This window comes from Streptomyces sp. 796.1 (assembly GCF_047525675.1).
Taxonomy (GTDB): domain Bacteria; phylum Actinomycetota; class Actinomycetes; order Streptomycetales; family Streptomycetaceae; genus Streptomyces.
The window spans coordinates 86739-109451 of sequence record NZ_JBLIWA010000016.1 but is presented as its reverse complement, the minus strand read 5'-3'; the positions used below and the strand labels follow the sequence as shown (position 1 = coordinate 109451).

General features: G+C 72.4%; 3 protein-coding genes. All 3 read left to right on the top strand.

Annotated elements, in window-relative coordinates; translation table 11 throughout:
- The first annotated feature begins 5 nt into the window (after nt 1-5).
- From ACMA1D_RS13225 to ACMA1D_RS13215, 3 genes are read left to right on the top strand one after another with little or no spacing between them, the layout of a single operon-like run.
- Nucleotides 6-10457 (top strand): type I polyketide synthase, encoded by a 10452-nt coding sequence (locus ACMA1D_RS13225; protein WP_414724120.1) that lies wholly within the window; start codon nt 6-8, stop codon nt 10455-10457.
- Nucleotides 10458-10501: 44 nt separating this feature from the next.
- Complete coding sequence (locus ACMA1D_RS13220) at nt 10502-16105, top strand: SDR family NAD(P)-dependent oxidoreductase (protein WP_414724158.1); 5604 nt, start codon at nt 10502-10504, stop codon at nt 16103-16105.
- The gene (locus ACMA1D_RS13215) at nt 16068-22709 is read left to right on the top strand and encodes a beta-ketoacyl synthase N-terminal-like domain-containing protein (RefSeq protein ID WP_414724157.1); all 6642 of its coding nucleotides are present in this window, start codon (nt 16068-16070) and stop codon (nt 22707-22709) included. Before ACMA1D_RS13220 ends, ACMA1D_RS13215 begins: the two co-directional genes overlap by 38 nt.
- The last annotated feature ends 4 nt before the right edge of the window (nt 22710-22713 follow it).

Sequence of the window (22713 nt, the reverse complement as noted above, 5' to 3'; positions counted from 1 at the left end):
TATCGATGACCGCATCGAGCGAAGAAGTCGTCAAGGCACTGCGGGCCTCCCTCAAAGAGGTCGAGTCCCTGCGGCAGCGCAACAACGCGCTGGTCACAGCGGCCTCCGAGCCGATCGCGATCGTCGGCATGGCCTGCCGCTACCCCGGGGACGTGAGCTCGCCCGAGGAACTGTGGCAGTTGGTGGCGGGCGGGGGCGACGCGATCTCCGCATTCCCCGAGGACCGCGGCTGGGACCTCACCGAGCTCTACGACCCGGACCCGGACGCCACCGGCAAGACCTACACCAGGTCCGGTGGATTCCTGCGCGGCGCGGCCGACTTCGACCCCGAGTTCTTCGGGATCAGTCCGCGCGAGGCGACGGCCATGCACCCGCAGCAGCGCATCCTGCTCGAAGTCTCCTGGGAGGCACTGGAGCGCGCGGGGATCGACCCCACCTCGGTGCAGGGCAGCCGGACCGGGGTGTTCGCCGGTGTGATGCACCAGGACTACGCCGCTCCGCTCCAGGAGACGCCGGAGGACCTTGAGGGTTACCTGATGACGGGCAGCCTGGGCAGTGTGGTGTCGGGCCGCATCGCCTACACCCTGGGCCTCGAAGGGCCCGCGGTCACGGTGGACACGGCGTGTTCGTCATCGCTGGTCGCGCTGCATCTGGCGGGCCAGTCGCTACGCGCAGGCGAGTGCTCGATGGCCCTCGTCGGGGGCGTCACGGTGATGACCGCACCGGTCGGGTTCGTCGAGTTCAGCCGTCAGCGCGGCCTGTCTCCCGACGGCCGCTGCAAGGCGTTCGCCGCAGCAGCCGACGGCACCGGCTGGGGCGAGGGCGTCGGCGTCCTGGTGCTGGAACGCCTCTCCGACGCACAGCGCAACGGCCACCACGTACTCGCCGTACTCCGCGGGTCAGCCATCAACCAGGACGGCAGCAGCAGCGGCTTCTCGGCGCCGAACGGCCCGGCACAGGAGAGGGCCATCACCCAGGCCCTCAAGAACGCCCGGCTGACCCCGGCAGACGTGGACGTGGTGGAGGCGCACGGCACGGGAACGCGGTTGGGTGACCCGATCGAGGCACAGGCGCTGCTCGCCACCTACGGGCAGGACCGACCGGCGGACCGGCCGCTGTGGCTGGGTTCGCTGAAGTCCAACATCGGACACACCCAAGCCGCAGCAGGCGTCGGCGGCATCATCAAAATGGTGCAAGCCATGCAACACGGCACCCTGCCCAAGACGCTGCACGTGGACGAACCCACGCCGCACGTCGACTGGCAGTCCGGGGCCGTACGCCTGCTCACCCAAGCCCGCCCCTGGCCCGAGACCGACCGCCCCCGCCGAGCCGCCGTCTCCTCCTTCGGCATCAGCGGCACCAACGCCCACGTCATCCTGGAGCAAGCCCCGGAAGAGGCGCCACGGCAGGAATCCATCCAGGGAGACGAAGGCCCCAAGATCGCCACGGGTGTGGTGCCGGTAGTCATCTCCGCCCGCGACACCCAAGCCCTACGCGCCCAGGCCGCACAACTCGCCGCGTACATCGAAGAGCACCCGAGCGCCACCCCGTACGCCATCGCCCACACCCTCCTCACCAGCCGAGCCACCCTCGAACACCGCGCCGTACTCCTCGCCCACGACCGCGACCACCTGCTGGAGCAACTCCACGCCCTCGCGGACGGCCAGGAACACCCCAGCGCCGTCACCGGCAGCGGCAACCACGGCCGGCCCGTGTTCGTCTTCCCGGGGCAGGGCTCGCAGTGGACCGGCATGGCCACCGAACTCCTCACCACCTCGGACGTCTTCCGCCAGTCAATAGCCGAGTGTGAGAACGCACTCACGCCATACGTCGAGTGGTCGTTGACGGATGTGCTGACCAACGGTGAGTCGATCGAGCGTGTGGACATCGTCCAACCCGCACTCTTCGCCGTCATGGTCTCTCTCGCCAGGGTGTGGCAGTCCCTCGGCATCCAACCCGCCGCCGTCATCGGACACTCACAAGGCGAAATCCCCGCCGCCGTCATCGCCGGAGCACTGACGCTGGAAGACGGCGCTCGGGTCACCGCGCTCCGCAGCCAGGCCATCCGCACCTCCCTCACCGGACAAGGAGCGATGGCATCGGTCACCCTCACCCCCGAAGCAACCCAACAACTCCCCGGGGCATGGGGAGACCAGCTCCACATCGCCGCCCACAACGGACCCCACACCACCGTCATCGCCGGCGAAACCACCGCAGTAGAGCAACTACTCGACCACTGCGAACAGCAAGGCATCCACGCCCGCCGCATCAACGTTGACTACGCATCACACACGCCGTACGTGGAGGCAATCCGCGACCAACTCGGCGCATCTCTCGACGCGTTGACACCTCGCAAGAGCGACATTCCGCTCTACTCCACCACCACCGGCGAAACCCTGGACACCACCCAACTCACCGCCGACTACTGGTACACCAACCTCCGCCAACCCGTACTCCTCACCCACGCCGTCACCACCGCACTGAACAACGGACACACCCTCTTCATCGAAATCAGCCCCCACCCCATCCTCACCACCCCACTCCACGACATCACCGACACCACCGGACACCCCGCCACCATCACCGGAACCCTCCGCCGCGACCACGGCACCTGGACCCAACTCCTCACCGCAGCAGCCACCACCACCGCCCACGGCACACCCCTCAACTGGACCCACCTCCTCCCACCCACAACCGCTCGCCTCAACCTCCCCACCTACCCCTTCCAACGCCAGCACCTGTGGATCTACGACGAGGCCGCTGCGGGTGTCGAAGCGGGGGCTGCCGTGGTGGACGCGGTGGACGCGGGGTTCTGGGCGGCGGTCGATGAGGGTGACGTCGGTGCGTTGACGGAGGCGTTGCAGATCGAGGACGAGGCCGGGCGTGCGTCGCTGTCCGCGCTGGTGCCGACGCTGTCGGCGTGGCGCAGGCAGCACCGGGAGCGCGATGCGGTCGACGGGTGGCGCTACCGGATCGGTTGGAAGCCGGTCGCCCGGGTGTCGCCGGCGCCGCTGGCCGGAACCTGGCTCGTGGTGCTCACCGCCGGCCAGCGGTCGGACCCGTGGGTGGCCGAGGCGCTGGACGTACTCGGCGGTCACGGCGTGCGGGTCGTACCGGTCGAGCTGGCCGATACGGACGACGATCGTGCGGTGCTCGGTAGCCGGTTGCGGGACGTCATCGCCGAGGCACGCGGTGCGGACGACGGGGGCGGGGCGGCCGGTGTGCTGTCGTTCCTGGGGTTGGACGCGCGTCCGCATCCGCGGTACGGCGCGCTGGCGACCGGAGTGGCGCTGACGTTGACCCTGGTTCAGGCGCTGGATGAGCTCGGGGTGCGGGCGCCGCTGTGGAGCGTCACCCGCGGCGCGGTGTCCACGGGCCCGTCGGACGGCCCGGCCGATCCGGTGCAGGCGCAGGTGTGGGGGCTCGGCCGGGTGGTCGCCCTTGAACACCCGGGGCTGTGGGGTGGGTTGGTCGATCTGCCGGCGGGCCTGGACGCGCGTGCGGTCGCCCTGCTGCGGCAGGTGCTGTCCGGCGCGACGGGCGAGGACCAGGTGGCGGTGCGTTCTGGGGGATTGTTCGCACGGCGAATGGTGAGTGCGGCGGGTGGAGCGGCACCGGCCCGGCGGTGGCGGCCCCGGGGCACGACCTTGATCACCGGCGGGACCGGGAGCCTCGCGCCCCGGTTGGCGGAGTGGCTGGTGGCCCAGGGCGCGGAGCATCTGGTGCTGGTCAGCAGGTCGGGGCCGGACGCGCCGGGCGCGCCGGAGCTGGTGGCGGACCTGGAGCGGCAGGGTGTCGCGGTGTCCGTGGCGGCGTGCGACGTGGCCGACCGTGACGCGGTGGCGGCGCTGCTGGCCGGGTTGCGGGCGGAGGGGCACACGGTGCGTACCGTGCTGCACGCCGCGGCGTTCATCGAGCTCGCTCCGGTGGGTGACACGACGTTGTCCAGCCTGGACGCGGTGCTGGCCGCGAAGGTGGACGGTGCGGTGCACCTGGCGGAGTTGTTGGAGCCCGGTGAGTTGGACGCGTTCGTCCTCTTCTCGTCCATCGCGGGCTTCTGGGGCAGTGGCGACCACGCGGCGTACGCGGCGGCGAACGCGGCCCTCGACGCGCTGGCGGAGCAGTGGCGTGCGCGCGGGGTGCCGATGACGTCGGTGGCCTGGGGTGTGTGGGAGGACGCCGTCCACACCTGGCAGAACCTCGACGGGGTGGACGTCGAGGAGACCCGGGAGCGGGTGCGCCAGCAGGGGCTGCCGCTGATGCCGGCCCCGTTGGCCGTCGCCGCGCTCAAGGAGTCGCTCGACCACGACGACACCTTCGTGGCCGTGGCCGACATCGACTGGGCGCGCTTCGTACCGCTGTTCACCTCGATGCGGCCGAGTCGGCTCCTTGACGAGTTGCCCGCGGCCCGGCGGTTGCTCGCCAAGTCCGACGCGGACGGGGACAACGAGGGGGCCGGCGGTGTCGCCGCGCAGTTGCGCGACCGGTTGGCCGCGCTGTCCGTGGCGGATCAGGAGGCGGCGCTGACGGAGTTGGTCACCGGGCACGCCGTGGTGGTGCTGGGGCTCGGTTCCGCGGAGTCCGCCCGCCCGGACCGTGCGTTCAAGGACGCCGGGTTCGACTCGTTGACGTCGGTGGCCCTGCGCAACCGTCTCGCGGAGGCGACCGGGCTGCGGCTGCCGGCCACCCTCGTGTTCGACTACCCGACGCCGCTCGCGCTGGCGGCGCACCTGCGTACGTTGTTGGTGGAGCAGCCGGTCGCCGCCGCGGCCGGGCGGGGCGCGGTGGTCGCGGCGCCGGCCGCCGATGACGACCCGATCGCCATCATCGCCATGGCCTGCCGGCTGCCCGGCGGCGTGACCAGCCCGGATGACCTGTGGCGCCTGGTCGAAAGCGGCGGTGACGCGATCTCGTCGCCGCCGACCGACCGGGGTTGGGACCTGGCCGAGGCGTTCGGCGTTGGCGACGCCGACCCCGCCGGAGCCGGCCGCCGGCCCGCCCGGGAGGGTGGGTTCCTGCGGGACGTCGCCGGTTTCGATGCGGCGTTCTTCGGCATCGGTCCGCGCGAGGCACTAGCCATGGACCCGCAGCAGCGGTTGGTCCTCGAAACCTCCTGGGAGGCGTTCGAGCGGGCGGGCATCGACCCGGCGACGCTGCGCGGCACCCGCACCGGGGCGTTCGTGGGGGCGATGTCGCACGGGTACGGGCCGAAGTCGGCCGACGCGCCGGACGCGGTCCAGGACTACGTCATCACGGGCAGCGTCACCAGTGTCATATCGGGCCGGCTGGCCTATACGTACGGGCTTGAGGGGCCCGCCGTCACGGTGGACACCGCATGCTCGTCCTCGCTGGTCGCGCTGCACCTGGCCACCCAGGCGATGCGTGCCGGCGAATGCTCGATGGCGCTGGCCGGCGGCGTCGTGGTGATGCCCACACCGGACGTGTTCATCGGCTTCAACCGGATGGGCGCGTTGTCGGAGAACGGCCGCTGCATGGCGTTCTCGGACGACGCCGACGGCTTCGGCCTGTCCGAGGGCGCCGGCATGGTGCTGCTCGAACGGCTCTCGGACGCCCGGCGCAACGGCCACCAGGTGCTCGCCGTCATCCGGGGCTCGGCGACCAACCAGGACGGCGCGTCCAACGGCCTCGCCGCCCCGAACGGCCCCTCCCAACAACGCGTCATCCGCGCCGCACTGGCCGACGCCCGACTGACCGGGGACCAGGTCGACGCGGTGGAGGCGCACGGCACGGGCACCCGGTTGGGTGACCCGATCGAGGCACAGGCGCTGCTCGCCACCTACGGGCAGGACCGACCGGCCGACCGGCCGCTGTGGCTGGGTTCGCTCAAGTCCAACATCGGACACACCCAGGCCGCCGCCGGCATCTCCGGGGTCATCAAGACGGTTCTCGCACTCCAGCACGGGGTGCTCCCCCGCACCCTGCACGTCTCCCGGCCCACCACGCACGTGGACTGGGCAGCCGGTGCCGTCGAGTTGCTGACCGAGGAGCGCCCGTGGGTACGGGCCGGGGCCGAGCCCCGGCGCGGGGCGGTCTCCGCCTTCGGCATCAGCGGCACCAACGCCCACGTCATCCTGGAAGAAGCCCCGGAAGAGGCGGCCGAGCTGCCGGCCGAGGACACCTCGGGCGACGAGGCCACAGGGATTGCCACGGGTGTGGTGCCGGTCGTTATCTCGGCCCGCGACACCCAAGCCCTGCGTGCCCAGGCCGCGCAACTTGCCGCGTACGTCGAAGAACACCCCGACACCGATCCGTACGCGATCGCCCACACCCTGCTCGGCCGGACCCCCCTGGAACACCGCGCCGTACTCCTCGCCCACGACCGCGACCACCTACGCGAGACCCTGCACGCCCTCGCCAACGGCCAGGAACACCCCGGCGTCGTCACCGGCAGCGGCAACCACGGCCGGCCCGTGTTCGTCTTCCCAGGTCAGGGCTCGCAGTGGACCGGCATGGCTACCGAACTCCTCACCACATCCGACGTCTTCCGCCAGTCAATAGCCGAGTGTGAAAACGCGCTCGCACCGTACGTGGACTGGTCACTGACCGAGGTACTCACCAACGGTGAACCCATTGAGCGCGTGGACATCGTCCAACCCGCGCTGTTTGCCGTCATGGTCTCTCTCGCCAGGGTGTGGCAGTCCCTCGGCATCCAACCCGCCGCCGTCATCGGACACTCACAAGGCGAAATCCCCGCCGCCGTCATCGCCGGAGCACTCACCCTCGAAGACGGCGCCCGCATCACCGCACTCCGCAGCCAAGCCATCCGCACCACCCTCACCGGACAAGGAGCGATGGCATCGGTCACCCTCACCCCCGAAGCAACCCAACAACTCCCCGGGGCATGGGGAGACCAACTCCACATCGCCGCACACAACGGACCCCACACCACCGTCATCGCCGGCGAAACCACCGCAATAGAGCAACTCCTCACCCACTGCGAACACCACAACATCCACGCCCGCCGCATCAACGTCGACTACGCATCACACAGCCCCTACGTCGAAGCCCTGAAAAGCCCTCTGGCCGACAGCTTGGGCGAGTTGAAGCCGGAGGCGAGCGGCATCCCGTTCTACTCCACCACCACCGGCGAGGCCCTGGACACCACCCACCTCACCGTCGAGTACTGGTACACCAACCTCCGTCAACCCGTACTCCTCACCCACTCCGTCACCACCGCACTGAACAACGGACACACCCTCTTCATCGAGATCAGCCCGCATCCCGTCCTCACCACCCCACTCCACGACATCACCGACACCACCGGACACCCCGCCACCATCACCGGAACCCTCCGCCGCGACCACGGCACCTGGACCCAACTCCTCACCGCAGCAGCCACCACCACCGCCCACGGCACACCCCCCAACTGGACCCACCTCCTCCCACCCACCACCAACCACCTCGACCTCCCCACCTACCCCTTCCAACGCCAGCACTACTGGCTCGCCAGCCCCTCCACCAGGCACCCGAACGCGCACCGTGCGGACCATCCGTTCCTGCTGACGCGTACGGACCTTGCCGGTAGCCAGGAGACCCTCTACACCGGACAGATCTCCACCCACACCCACCCCTGGCTCAACGACCACGCCCTCTGGAACACCCCACTCCTCCCCGGCACCGCACTCCTCGAACTCGCCCTCCACACCGCACACCACACCGGACTCCACCACATCGACGAACTCACCCTCCACACCCCACTCACCCTCACACCCCACCAACCCCAACACCTCCAAATCCACATCGGCACCCCCAACACCAACGGACAACACCCCCTCACCATCCACTCCACACCCCACCCCCCACACCCCACGGAGACGGTGTGGACCTGTCATGCGACGGGGACGCTGTCCGCGAGCACGGACACCGGTCCGCACGTGGGCACGGTGGCGGAGCCCGGTTGGGACGCGGAGGCGAGTTGGCCGCCGGTGGGGGCCGTGCCGGTGGGCATCGAGGGGCTGTATCCGCGGTTGGCCGAGGACGGCATGGTCTACGGGCCCGCGTTCCAGGGGTTGCGCGCTGCCTGGCGGCGCGGTGCCGAGGTGTTCGCCGAGGTGCGCTTGCCCCAGCCGCAGCGGGTCGACGCCGGCCGGTTCGACCTGCACCCGGCCCTACTGGACGCGGCCCTGCACGGGACGCTGCTCGACGGGGCGGAGCGCGTGGTGCTGCCGTTCTCGTTCAGCGGGGTCACCCTGCACGCCACCGGGGCGAGCGCCCTGCGCGTACGCCTGACGCCCACCGGGACCGACACGATGTCCCTCGCGGTGGCCGATGAGCAGGGTGTGCCGGTGGCGACGGTCGCCGAGCTGGCGGTGCGGCCGGTGGACGAGCGGCAGTTGACCGCATCGGGCCGGGCGCCGGTGGCGGACTCGCTGTTCCAGGTGGCGTGGCAACAGGTGTCCACCGGGGCTCCCGGTGCCGCGCGAGTGGCGGACTGTGCCGTGGTGGGTACGGACGGGCTCGGGGTCGGTCCGGCGCTGTTGGCGGCCGGCGGCACGGTCGCGGCCCATCCGACGCTGGCGGCCCTCGCCGGGACGGCGAGCGAGGACCGGGCCCCGGCCGGCGTGCCCGCGGTGGTGGTCATGCCGTGGCCGTGGCCGAGTGATGCGGAGTGCCGGTCGGCCGATGCGGTGGGCGAGGCGGTGACACGCATGCTCGCGGTGCTTCAGGAGTGGGTGACGGACGACAGGTTCGCGGATGCGCGGCTGGTGCTGGTGACCCGGGGGGCCGTAGCGGTGCCCCCGGCCGACACCGCTACCGGCGGGGACAGCGGCGCGAACGGCGCAAGGAACGGTGCGAGGAACGGCACGGCCAAGGACGCGGCAGGCGGTTCGGCGGAGGCCGTGTCGAACCTGGCGGCGGCCTCGGTGTGGGGCGCGGTGCGGTCCGCGCAGGCGGAGCACCCGGACCGGTTCACGCTGGTGGACCTGGATGCGGACGTCGCTTCGGGGACGGTGCTGGCTGAGGTGCTCGGCGGGTCCGAGCCGCAGTACGCCGTGCGGGGCTGGCGCGTGTGGGTGCCGCGGTTGGAGCGCAGTCGCCCGTCGGTGGGGGCCAAGGTCCCGGTGTTGCGGACCGAGGGGACGGTGGTGATCACCGGTGGCACCGGCGTACTCGGCAGCCTCATCGCCCACCACCTCGTCACCCACCACAACATCCGCCACCTCCTCATCCTCTCCCGCCAAGGACCCAACGCACCCGGAGCCACCCAACTCCACCACCAACTCACCCAACTCGGCGCCACCCCCACCATCACCACCTGCGACACCACCAACAAACAACAACTCACCAACGCCCTCAACACCATCCCACCCCAACACCCCCTCACCGGCATCATCCACACCGCCGGCACACTCGACGACGCACTCCTCACCCACCTCACACCCCAACGCACCCACCCCGTACTCCGCCCCAAAACCCACACCGCCTGGAACCTCCACCAACTCACCCACCACACCCCACTCGACTTCTTCATCCTCTTCTCGGCCGCCGGTGGCGTGCTCGGCAATGCGGGGCAGGCGAACTACGCGGCGGCCAATGGGTACCTGGACGCGCTGGCCGACTACCGGCGGGGGCTCGGGCTGCCCGCGGTGTCGATGGCGTGGGGGCTGTGGTCGGAGGTCAGTGGGATGACCAGCGCCTTGGACGAGGCGGACCTCGCACGGCTGCGGCGGTCGGGGGTGTTGCCGCTGTCGTCGGCGGACGGGTTGGACCTGTTCGACCTGGCGCTGGGGCAGGACCGGTCGCTGGTGGTTCCGGTCCGGCTCGACCTGGCGGGGCTCAGGGCCCGCTCGGGTCCGCGTCCCGCACTGCTGCGGGGACTACTGGGGGCCGCGGCGCCCTCCCGTACGGTCGCCGGCAGTGCGCCAGGTGGTTCGGGGGACGCTGCGCAGTCGGCGGAGCAGGGCACCCGGCGGATACTGGACGGACTTTCACCTGGCGAACAAGCCCATGCCTTGCGGGAGTTGGTGAGGTCCGAGGCGGCCTTCGTGTTGGGGTACGCCTCGGCCGAGGTCATCAGCGACGAACGCGGCTTCCTCGATGCGGGCTACGACTCGCTGCGCGCGGTGGAGCTGCGGAACAGGTTGGCCGCGGCCACCGGGCTGCGGCTGCCCGCCACCCTGGTCTTCGACCATCCCACGCCGGCCGAGGTGGCGGACCGTCTCGGGGAGTTGTTGCGGGAGCGGGAGCGGCCCGACCTGGACGGGGTGTTGGCGCGGCTCGACGGCGTGGCCGCTGACGCGGCGGCGGTGGCAGTCGACGGGCCGGCCCGCGACCAACTGGCCAAGCGTCTGCGGGACTTGCTGGCCGACGTGGTGGGGGATGGCGACGTCCCCGAGGTGTCCGGCGACGGCCCGGACGCGGATGTGGATGACGAGTTCGGTGACGTGTCCCTGGCCGACTTCCTGGACATCGTCGACGACGAGTTGCGCGGCTGATGAACGACGTGGACACCACCTCGCGGGGGGAGACGCACACCGGCATGACGAGCGACAAGAAGGTTCTGGACACCCTCAAACGGCTGACCTTGGACCTGCGCAGGACCCGGCAGCGGCTGCGGGAGGTGGAGGCGGCGGGCGGCGAGCCGATCGCGATCGTCGGCATGGCCTGCCGCTTCCCCGGCGGCGTCGCATCGCCCGAGGACCTGTGGCGGGTGGTCACGGGCGAGCAGGACGTCATCTCCCCGTTCCCGACCGACCGCGGCTGGGACCCGGACCTGTACGACCCGGACCCGGCCAGGCACGGCAGCGTCTCCGTACGCGAGGGCGGCTTCCTGCACGACGCGGCCTCCTTCGACCCGGGGTTCTTCGGGATGAGCGCCCGTGAGGCGCTGGCCACCGACCCGCAGCAGCGGCTGCTCCTGGAGACCTGTTGGGAGGCGGTCGAGCGGGCCGGCATCGACCCCCTCACGCTGCGCGGCAGCCGTACCGGGGTGTTCGCCGGCGTCATCTACCAGGACTACGCGGCCCGGCTGCGCCAGGCGCCCGGCGAGTTCGAGGGTTACCTCGGCAACGGGAGCACGGGCAGTGTGGCCTCCGGGCGGGTGGCGTACGCGCTCGGGCTCCAGGGGCCGGCGATCAGCTTGGACACGGCCTGTTCGTCGTCGCTGGTCGCCGTGCACCAGGCGGCGCAGGCGCTGCGCTCGGGTGACTGCGGGCTGGCGCTGGCCGGTGGGGTGACGGTGATGGCCTCGCCGCTGGCGCTGATCGAGTTCAGCAGGCAGCGCGGGCTCGCGGCCGACGCGCGGTGCAAGGCGTTCGCGGCCGGCGCCGACGGCACGGCGCTCGGGGAGGGCGTGGGCGTGCTGCTCCTGGAGCGGCTTTCGGACGCGCGGCGCGCCGGGCGCCGGGTGCTCGCGGTGGTGCGAGGCAGCGCCGTCAACCAGGACGGGGCGAGCAGCGGGCTGACCGCGCCGAGCGGGCCGGCGCAGCAGCGGGTCATCCGGCAGGCGCTCGCCGCGGCCGGGCTGTCCGCGGCGGAGGTGGACGCGGTGGAGGCGCACGGCACGGGCACCTCGCTCGGCGATCCGATCGAGGCACAGGCACTGCTCGCCACCTACGGGCAGGACCGACCGGCGGACCGGCCGCTGTGGCTGGGCTCGGTGAAGTCCAACATCGGCCATGCGCAGGCAGCCGCCGGGGTGGCCGGGGTGATCAAGACGGTGCTCGCGCTGCGGCACGGGGTGCTGCCCCGCACCCTGCACGTCGATGCGCCGAACCCGCACGTGGACTGGTCGGCCGGCGCTGTGGAGTTGCTGACCGAGCAGCGGGCGTGGCCGCGGACGGGTCGCCCGCGGCGGGCCGGGGTGTCCTCGTTCGGGGTCAGCGGCACCAACGCGCACGTCATCGTGGAGCACGCCGCCGAGCTTCCCGAAGCGGACGCGGATGCGGCTGGCGATGCGGGTGTGGTGGCGGGGGCCGGGGCGCGGGCCGCGTCCGCGCCGTTGCCCGGCCCCGTGCCGTGGGTGCTCGCCGGGCGCGGCGCTGCGGCCCTGCGGGACCAGGCCGAACGGCTGGCCCGGTACGTGGCCGAGCGCCCGGAGTTGACCGCCGATGCGGTGGGCGCGGCGCTCGCCCGTACTCGCTCGGTCTTCGAGCACCGGGCCGTGGTGCTCGGCGCCGACCGGGATGAGCTGCTGGCCGGGGTGCGGGCGCTGGCCGCCGGGCAGTCGGAGCCGGGGGTGACCAGCGGGAGCGTGCGCACCGCCGCGCGGGCGGTGTTCGTACTGGCCGCGCCGGAGCGGCTGGACTGGGCGGCCCGCTTGGTCGACGCCTCGCCCGCGTTCGCCCGGCGGCTCGCCGAGTGCGACGAGGCGCTGGGTGACTGCGTCGACTGGTCGGTGCGGGAGCTGTTGTCCGGTGGCCCGGCCGCGTCCGCGGCGTACGCCACCTCCCCTGCGGACACCGCGTCCATCGCGCCCTCCGCGCCCTCCGCGTCCGCGGCGGACGTGGCGGCGAGTGCAGATGGTGCAGCGGATGCGGGGGACGCAGGGGGTGCGGCGGTCGTGGGGCGGGCGGTCCGGTGGGCGGTCCTGGTGGCGCTGGCCGGGCTGTGGGAGGAGTACGGGGTGCGGCCCGCGGCGGTCATCGGCGTGGGCTCGGCCGAGGTGGCCGGGGCGTGTGTGGCCGGTGCGCTGTCGTTGAAGGAGGGGGCCCGTGCGGTGACCTCCGCTGTCGTCCCACCGGTCGATCCTGCGGGGGCCCGCATACCGTTCCACGCGGCGCCCGACGGCATCGACGGTGCCGTACGGGAGGTGCTCGGGCGCGGCCACGTGCTGTTCGTTGAGGTCGGCGAGGGGGGCGCGGTCGCCCCTGACGTCGCGGCGCTGGCCGCTGCGGCCGGGCGTGCGGTGCGCGTGGTCGGCTCGCCGACCGGTGGGGCCAGCGGCGCTGACGGGCTGTCGGCCGCACTGGCCGAGCTGCACGTCAACGACCTGCCGGTGGACTGGTCGGCGGCGTTCCCGAGCGGGGAGCCCGCGGTGGAGCTGCCCACCTACGCCTTCCGTCGCCGTCGCTACTGGTTGGACGACGGGCCCGTGGTGCCCGACGTGGCGGCGGCCGGGCTCGCACCGGCCGACCATCCGCTCCTTGAGGCGGCGGTGCCGCTGCCCGACGGCGCGGTGGTGTACACGGGCCGGTTGTCCGTACGCGCCCATCCGTGGCTGGCGGACCACCGGGTGCTGGGTCGGGTACTGCTGCCCGGCACGGCGGTGGTCGAGTTGGCGTGCTGGGCGGGCGAGCGGGTGGGGTGCGGGCAAGTGGCGGAGTTGACGCTGGTCGCTCCGCTGGTGCTGCCGGGGCCCGAGGCCGGGCCTGCGGAGGGCAGCGCGCTGCGTCTGTTCGTGGGCGGCCCGGACGCCGCGGGCCAGCGTGCGTTCGAACTGTCCGCGCGCCCCGCAGGTGATGCGGATGCAGCGCGCCCCGCGGGTGACACGGCTGACGCGGGCGCTGTGGATGATGCGGATGAGGGAGCCGGTCAGTGGACCCGGCACGCGGTGGGCACGCTGGTACCCGCGCCGGCAGCGCTGGCGGCGCCGGCGGACGGGGCCCAGTGGCCACCGCACGGGGCCGAACCGGTGGGTCTCACGGACTTCGCCGACCGGTCGACGCGGCTGGGCATCGGCGCCGGGCCCGCCTTCGACGGATTGCGGGCGGTGTGGCGGCGCGAGGACGAGGTGTTCGCCGAGGCGGTCCTGCCGGCCGTCGTGCCGGCGCAGGCCGACCGGTTCGGGGTGCATCCGGCGCTGCTCGACGCCGCGCTGCGGGCCACGATCGCCGCGGCGCCCGCCGGGGACGCAAAGCCGCTGGTCCCGTACGCGTGGCAGGGTGTACGGATCACCGGGGCCGGGGGCGACACGTTGCGCGTGCGCATCACACCCGACGGGCCACATGCCGTGGCGGTGACCGCGACCGATGCCGCCGGCGCTCCGGTGCTGTCCGTCGCCCGCCTTGAGTCCAGGCCGTTCCGGGCCCCGCTGCCCGCCGCGTCCGGGGCGCTGTTGCGGACGCACTGGGTGCCGGTGACTGCCCCGGGCGGCGGCGCCGCGGGCCCGGTCGCGGTGCTCGGTGACCACGCGGGAAAGTCGCCGCTGGCCGTCGGTGCGGCTTCCTACCCGGGCCTCCCTGAGCTGGTCACGGCGGTGGCCGGGGGCGCGCCCGCGCCTGCGGTCGTCCTGTGGCCGGTGCCCTCGCCGCCGGGATCCGACTCCCCCGATCTGCCGGCCGCGGTGCACGCCACGGCCGGTGAACTGCTGGCGCTGGTACGGGCCTGGCTGGCGGCGCCGGGGTTGGCCGGGGCGCGGCTGGTCGCGGTCGGCGACGCGGACGGGGGTGACCTGGCGGTCGGTGACACGGGCGCCGCTGTTTCGGCAAGCGGTTTTCCGGTGGCCGATGGCACGGTGACCGGTGTTCCGGCTGCCAGCGCCGACGCGCCCGGTCGTCACCTGGTGGGTGCCGCGGTGCAGGGACTGTTGCGGAGTGCGCGTTCGGAGCACCCGCACAGGTTCGGCCTGCTGCATCTGGCCCACGGCGCGGGGCGGGACGCTGTGGCGGCGGCGCTCGCGCTGCTCGATGCGGAGCCGGAGGTGGCGCTGCACGACGGGCAGTTCCTGGTACCGCGGCTCACTCCGCTACCGGTCGCGGACACCACCGCGGTCGAGCCAGCCGCGACCACGCACGGCACGGTGCTCATCACCGGTGGCACCGGGACGCTCGGTGGGTTGGTCGCCCGGCGGCTTGCGGCGCAGGGCGCGGCACGGCTGCTACTCGTCAGCCGGCGCGGCGAGCAGGCCCCCGATGCTTCCCAACTGGCCGCTGAACTAGCTGCGTTGGGTGCCGATGTGACGTTCGCCGCCTGTGACGTGGCCGACCGGCGGGCGCTGGCCGACGTGGTGCGTGCGGTGCCGGCCGGACAGCCGCTGACGGGTGTGGTGCACGCGGCCGGGGTCGTCGATGACGCCCTGTTGTCGGCGCTGACACCGGAGCGGCTCGCGGCGGTGCTGCGGCCCAAGGTGGACGCCGCCTGGCATCTGCACGAGCTGACCCGGGGGCTCGACCTCCGCGAGTTCGTGCTGTTCTCCTCCGCGTCCGGTCTTTTCGGGCCGGCGGGCCAGGCGGCGTACGCGGCGGCCAACGCCTGTCTGGACGCGCTCGCCCGGCACCGGCACGCAGCCGGCCTGCCGGGGCGCTCCCTGGCCTGGGGTCTGTGGGCCGAACGCAGCACGTTGACTGGAGAGTTGACGGATCGGGAGCGGGAGCGGGTGGGTCGGGACGGGGTGCGGGCCCTGGCGACACCGGATGCGCTCGACCTCTTCGACACGGCCCGCACGGTGCGCGGGGAACCAGTCCTGGTCCCCCTCCGCCTCGATCCCGAGCGGCTGCGCGAGCGTGCCGCCGGGGACCGTACTGCCCCGCTGCTACGGGCGTTGGCAGCAACGGCTGCGCCATCCACCGGGACGGGCGCGGTCGCCCCCGGCGCCGTACCGCCGACGGCCGTGCCAGCGCAGGACGCGGGGGGCGGGCGGGCGCCGGCCGACGGTGGCGCCCTGCCCGCCGCGCAGCGACTGCGGGCCATGGCGGAGCCGGAGCGGCTGCGGGTGCTGACCGAGTTGGTGCTGACGCAGGCGGCGGCGGCGCTCGGTGAGGCACCGGAGGAGGGCATCGACGTGGAGTTGGGCTTTGTGGACCTGGGCTTCGACTCCCTCGCCAGCCTCGACCTCCAGGCCGCCCTGCACGAGGAGACCGGCGTCGATCTGCCGAGCACCCTGATCTTCGACTACCCCAACGTGACCGCGCTGGCCGACCACCTGTGTGCCGAACTGAGCGGGCACCAGGGCACCGAGGTCGCGCCGGCGCTGGCCGAACTCGACCGGCTGGAGGAGTTCCTTTCCTCCTTCGCCGACGACGCGCAGGCCCGCGGGTCGATCGCCCACCGGCTGCGTGACCTGTTGGCCCGCTGGGCGGACGAGCCGCAGGACGCGTCGGATGGCACCGACCTGTCGGCGGCGAGCGACGACGAACTCTTCGCGGCCCTTGACCAGTTGCGGACCACTGACCGCGGCACTCCCTCGAACCCGAACCGGCTTTAGGAGCAGGCTCAAAGTGTCACAGGAAGACAAGTTTCGCGAGCACCTGCGCTGGGCCACGGCGGAGCTCACCGAGTCCCGACGCCGGGTGGCCGAGCTGGAGGAAGCCGACCGCGAACCGCTGGCCATCATCGGGATGAGCTGCCGATTCCCCGGCGGCGTCGACACCCCGGAGGGGCTGTGGCGGCTCGTGTCCGAGGGCCGGGACGCCATCGGCGCCCCACCGGCGGAGCGCGGCTGGCACCTGGAGGACTTCTACGACCCGGACGGGGCGCGGCCCGGCACCTCGTACGTGTGCGAGGGCGGCTTCCTTGAGGGGGCGACCGGCTTCGATCCGGCGTTCTTCGACATCAGCCCGCGCGAGGCCCTGGCCATGGACCCGCAGCAGCGGTTGTTGCTTGAGACGGCGTGGGAGGCGTTCGAGCGGGCGGGCATCGTGCCGGCGTCGCTGCGCGGCTCCCGGGTGGGTGTCTTCGCCGGGCTGATGTACCACGACTACGCGGCGCGCCTGGGTGACGAGGTGGACGAACCCGTCGCCGGGTTCCTCGGCAGCGGCAACGCCGGCAGTGTCGCATCGGGCCGGATCGCGTACGCGCTCGGACTTGAGGGCCCCGCGGTCACGCTGGACACGGCGTGTTCGTCGTCGCTGGTCGCCCTGCACCTGGCAGGCCAGGCGGTACGGCGGGGTGACTGCACGATGGCGTTGGCGGGCGGGGTGACCGTGATGGCCACGCCGACCACCTTCGTGGAGTTCAGCCGGCAGGGTGGGTTGGCCAAGGACGGCCGCTGCAAGTCGTTCGCAGCAGCGGCCGACGGCACGGCCTGGGGCGAGGGCGCGGGCATGTTGCTGGTGGAGCGGCTCTCCACGGCACGCCACGCCGGGCACCGGGTACTGGCCGTGCTGCGCGGTTCCTCCATCAACCAGGACGGTGCGAGCAGCGGCCTGTCCGCGCCCAACGGTCCCGCGCAACAGCGCGTCATCCAACAGGCGTTGGAGTTCGCCGGCCTCTCCCCCGACCTGGTGGACGTGGTGGAGGCGCACGGCACGGGCACCCGGTTGGGCGACCCGATCGAGGCACAGGCGCTGCTCGCCACCTACGGGCAGGACCGACCGGCGGATCGACCGTTGTGGCTGGGTTCGCTGAAGTCCAACATCGGACACACCCAGGCCGCAGCAGGCGTCGGCGGCATCATCAAAATGGTGCAAGCCATGCAACACGGCGCCCTCCCTCAAACCCTCCACGTGGACGAACCCACACCCCACGTCGACTGGCAATCCGGGGCCGTACGACTCCTCACCGAAGCCCGCCCGTGGCCCGAGACCGGCCGCCCGCGTCGGGCTGCCGTCTCCTCCTTCGGCGTCAGCGGCACCAATGCGCACATCATCCTGGAGCAGGCACCGGATCCAGTACGCGAGCCTGAGCCCGAACCGCAGGGTTACGCGGCTGCGCCGGCCGTGGCCTGGCCGCTGTCGGCCCGCTCCCCCCAGGCCCTGCACGCCGCGGCGGACCGGCTGCTGACCGCCGTGGAGGCCAACCCCGACTGGTCGCCGACCGCAGTCGCGCACGCGCTGGCGACCGAGCGTTCGACGTTCGAGCACCGCGCCGTCGTCATCGGCACCGACCACACCGAACTCACTGCCGGACTCGCCGCACTGGCCCAGGGCCAGGAGCACCCCGGCGTGGTGACGGGCAGCGGCAACCACGGCCGGCCCGTGTTCGTCTTCCCAGGTCAGGGCAGCCAGTGGACCGGCATGGCCACCGAACTCCTTGCCACATCCGACGTCTTCCGCCAGTCAATAGCCGAGTGCGAGAACGCACTCGCACCGTACGTGGACTGGTCACTGACCGAGGTACTCACCAACGGTGAGTCGATCGAGCGCGTGGACATCGTCCAACCCGCACTGTTCGCCGTCATGGTCTCCCTCGCCAGGGTGTGGCAATCCCTCGGCATCCAACCCGCCGCCGTCATCGGACACTCCCAAGGCGAAATCCCCGCCGCCGTCACCGCCGGAGCACTGACGCTGGAAGACGGCGCTCGGGTCACCGCGCTCCGCAGCCAGGCCATCCGCACCTCCCTCACCGGCCACGGCACCATGGCCTCCATCACCCTCACCCCCGAAGCAACCCAACAACTCCCCGGGGCATGGGGAGACCAGCTCCACATCGCAGCACACAACGGACCCCACACCACCGTCATCGCCGGCGAAACCACCGCAATAGAACAACTCCTCACCCACTGCGAACACCACAACATCCACGCCCGCCGCATCAACGTCGACTACGCATCACACAGCCCCTACGTCGAAACCCTGCGAAATCAACTGGCCGACAGCTTGGGCGAGTTGAAGCCAGTGGCGAGCGACATCCCGTTCTACTCCACCACCACCGGCGAGGCCCTGGACACCACCCAGCTCACCGTCGAGTACTGGTACACCAACCTCCGCCAACCCGTACTCCTCACCCACGCCGTCACCACCGCACTGAACAACGGACACACCCTCTTCATCGAAATCAGCCCCCACCCCATCCTCACCACCCCACTCCACGACATCACCGACACCACCAATCACCCCGCCACCATCACCGGAACCCTCCGCCGCGACCACGGCAACTGGACCCAACTCCTCACCGCAGCAGCCACCACCACCGCCCACGGCACACCCCCCAACTGGACCCACCTCCTCCCACCCACCACCAACCGCCTCAACCTCCCCACCTACCCCTTCCAACGCCAGCACTACTGGCTGGCTGCTCCGGAGGCGGCTGGTGACGTCCGGGCGGCCGGGTTGGACGCGGCGGAGCATCCCTTGCTGGGCGGCGTGTTGTCGTTGGCCGGTGAGGGCGGGGAAACGGTGCTGGTCGGCAGGGTGTCAGTGCGTTCGCAGCCGTGGTTGGCCGACCATGCGGTGTGGGGCACGGTGCTGGTGCCGGGGGCGGCACTGGTGGAACTCGCCATCCGAGCGGGTGACCAGGTGGGGTGTGACGTACTGGAGGAACTGACGCTCGCGGCGCCGCTGGTCGTCCCCGAGGGAGCGGCCGTCCGGTTGCAGCTCACCGTCGGTGCGGCGGAGGAGGGTTCCGGACGGCGGCCGTTGACCATCCATTCCCAGCCCGACGGGGCAGGGTCCGACGCCGGCTGGTCGTGCCATGCGACCGGCTTCGTCAGCGCCGGTGCCCGACAGCCGGACTGGAACCTTGAGGTGTGGCCGCCGGCGGGCGCGGAGCCGGTGGAGTTGGACGGGTTCTATCCGCGGTTGGCGACGAGCGGGCTGGGCTACGGGCCGGTGTTCCAGGGCCTGCGGGCGCTGTGGCGGCGCGGCGAAACGCTGTTCGCCGAGGTGCGGCTGCCGGCGGAGCACCAGGCGGCAGCCGCCGGGTTCGGCCTGCATCCGGCGCTGCTCGACGCCGCGTTGCACGGCGCCGTCGATCCCGCCGCCCCGGTGCGGCTGCCGTTCTCGTGGACCGGGGTGCGGCTGTACGCGTCCGGCGCGACCACGCTCCGCGTTCGCCTGGTGAACGATGGTACGGGCGCTCTGGCGCTGGCCCTCGCCGACGGGGCGGGTGCTCCGGTGGCCGAGGTGGCCTCGCTGGTCGGTCGGGAGGTGACCGAGGAGCAGGTGCAGTCCGCGGGCTCCGGTGACCGCGACGGTGCGCTGTGGGTGGACTGGACCGAGGCGCCCTTGTCGGACGCCGTCCCGGAGTCTGCCGCGTCCTGGGCACTGGTCGGCGCGGACGGCCTCGCGCTGAGCGCGTCCGCCGACGGCCGGCCGATCACCGGGTACCCGGATCTGGCCGCGTTGGTCGCCCTGGCCGACTCCGGCGGCGCGGTGCCGGACACGGTCCTGGTGACCTGCGCCCCGGTGGGCGCGGGCGGTACGCGGGTGGACGGTGCGGGGGTCCCCGATGCGGGTGTGCCCGACGCGGTGCTGGCCGCGGTCGACCGGGTGCTCGCCCTGGCGCAGGCGTGGCTGGCCGATCAGCGGTTCACCGGCAGGCTGGTCGTGGTGACGCGGGGCGCGGTGGCCGCGGGTGCCGGTGAGGCCCTGGGGGACCTGGTGCACGCCCCGCTGTGGGGGCTGTTGCGGTCGGCGCAGACGGAGAACCCGGATCGGTTCGTACTGGCCGACCTCGACGGGCACGAGGCATCGCGAGCGGCGCTCGCGGCAGCGCTCGCCTCGGGTGAACCACAGTTCGCCCTGCGCACGGGGCGGCTGTTGGTACCCAGGCTGGTGCGGGAGGTCGCCGGGGAGGCGTTGCAGCCGCCGGCGGACGGTGGGCCCTGGCGGCTGGACACCCGGGGCAAGGGCACCTTGGAGAACCTGGCGCTGGTGCCGTACCCGGAGGCCGCTGCGGCGCTCGCCCCCGGGCAGGTGCGGCTCGCGGTGCGGGCGGCCGGGATGAACTTCCGCGACGTGCTGCTCGGCCTCGGCATGGTCGATCAGGACGTGATGGGCGGGGAGGCGGCCGGTGTCGTCCTTGAGGTGGCGTCCGACGTCACCGACCTGGCGCCCGGCGACCGGGTGATGGGCATGGTGCCGGGCTCGTTCGGTCCGGTTGCGGTCGTCGACCGGCGGCTGCTCGTACCGCTGCCGGAACGCTGGACGTACACCGAGGGCGCTTCGGTGCCCATCGCGTTCCTCACCGCCTACTACGGCCTGGTGGAACTGGCCGACCTGCGGGCCGGCGAGTCCGTGCTGATCCACGCGGCGACCGGCGGCGTCGGCCTGGCCGCCCTGCAACTCGCGCGACACCTCGGCGCCGAGGTGTTCACCACGGCGAGCCCGGCGAAGTGGCCGGTGCTGCGGGCGCTCGGCGTGCCGGAGGAACGGATCGCGTCCTCGCGGTCGCTGGACTTCGAAGAGCGGACGCGGACCGCGTCCGGCGGCGTGGACGTGGTGCTGAACTCGTTGGCCAACGCGTACGTGGACGCCTCGCTGCGGCTGTTGCGCGACGGCGGCAGGTTCGTCGAGATGGGCAAGACCGACATCCGCGATGCGGAGCGGGTGGCGGCCGACCACCCGGGGCGGTCCTACCTCTGGTTCGACCTGATCGACGCCGGTTTCGAGCGGATCGGTCGGATGATGGGCGCGCTCATGCCGCTGTTCGCCTCGGGTGCCCTTCGGCCGCTGCCCACCGCCACCTGGGACGTGCGGCGCGGGTTGGACGCGTTCCGCTTCATGAGTCAGGCACGGCACGTCGGCAAGGTGGTGCTGACGATGCCGCCGGCGCCCGACGCGGCGCGGGACGGGACGGTGGTGATCACCGGTGGCACCGGCGTACTCGGCAGCCTCATCGCCCACCACCTCGTCACCCACCACAACATCCGCCACCTCCTCATCCTCTCCCGCCAAGGACCCAACGCACCCGGAGCCACCCAACTCCACCACCAACTCACCCAACTCGGCGCCACCCCCACCATCACCACCTGCGACACCACCAACAAACAACAACTCACCAACGCCCTCAACACCATCCCACCCCAACACCCCCTCACCGGCATCATCCACACCGCCGGCACACTCGACGACGCACTCCTCACCCACCTCACACCCCAACGCACCCACCCCGTACTCCGCCCCAAAACCCACACCGCCTGGAACCTCCACCAACTCACCCACCACACCCCACTCGACTTCTTCATCCTCTTCTCGTCGTCTGCCGCGGTGCTGGGTGGGCCCGGGCAGGGCAACTACGCGGCGGGCAACGCGTTCTTGGACGCGCTCGCGCAGCACCGGCGGGACCAGGGGCTGCCCGGCGTGTCGGTGGCCTGGGGGCTGTGGGAGCGGGAGAGCGGCATGACCGGGCACCTGAGCGACGCCGATCTGACGCGGCTGCGCCGGGCCGGGACGACGCCGCTGTCGGACGCCGTGGGCCTCGGCCACTTCAGCGCGGCGCTGGCGGCCGACCGGGCGGCGCTGGTGGCGATGGGCTTCGATGCCGGCGCGGCGCGGGCGGCGCTCGGGGCGCAGCAAGTGCCGCCGCTGCTACGCCAGTTGGTCGCTGCTCCGGTGCGGCGGGCCGCGGCCGGCGCGTCGGCCGCGGCTGATGGTGCGCAGGCACTGGTCAGCCGGCTGGCCGCGGTGCCCGAGGCGGAGCGCGGCCGGCTGCTGCTCGCTCTGGTGCGGGAGCAGACAGCGCTGGTCCTGAGCTACGCGTCCGGTACGGAGGTCGGCCCCGAGCAGGCGTTCAAACAGCTCGGCGTCGACTCGTTGACGGCGGTCGAACTGCGCAACCGACTCGGCGCGGCCACCGGTCTTCGGCTGCCCGCCACCCTGGTCTTCGACCATCCGACGCCGGCCGCGCTGGCCGGGCAGTTGCGTGCGGAGTTGGCCGGGGCACTGGGTGGGCCGGCGGGGACGGGTGACGAGGCGGCCGGGGCCGTGGAGGTGGACGACGCGGAGATCCGCCGGCTGCTGGCCACGGTCGCCCCCGACAGGTTGCGCGCCGCCGGGTTGCTCGGCGCGCTGCTGGAACTGGCAGCCGACGAATCCGCGCCGCAGGCCGACGGGGCGGGAGGGGACGCGGGCCCGGGCGATCTGGAGTCGATCGACGCGATGGACGCGGACGACCTCATCGGCCTGGCCTTCGGCAGCACCGACCTCTGATCGC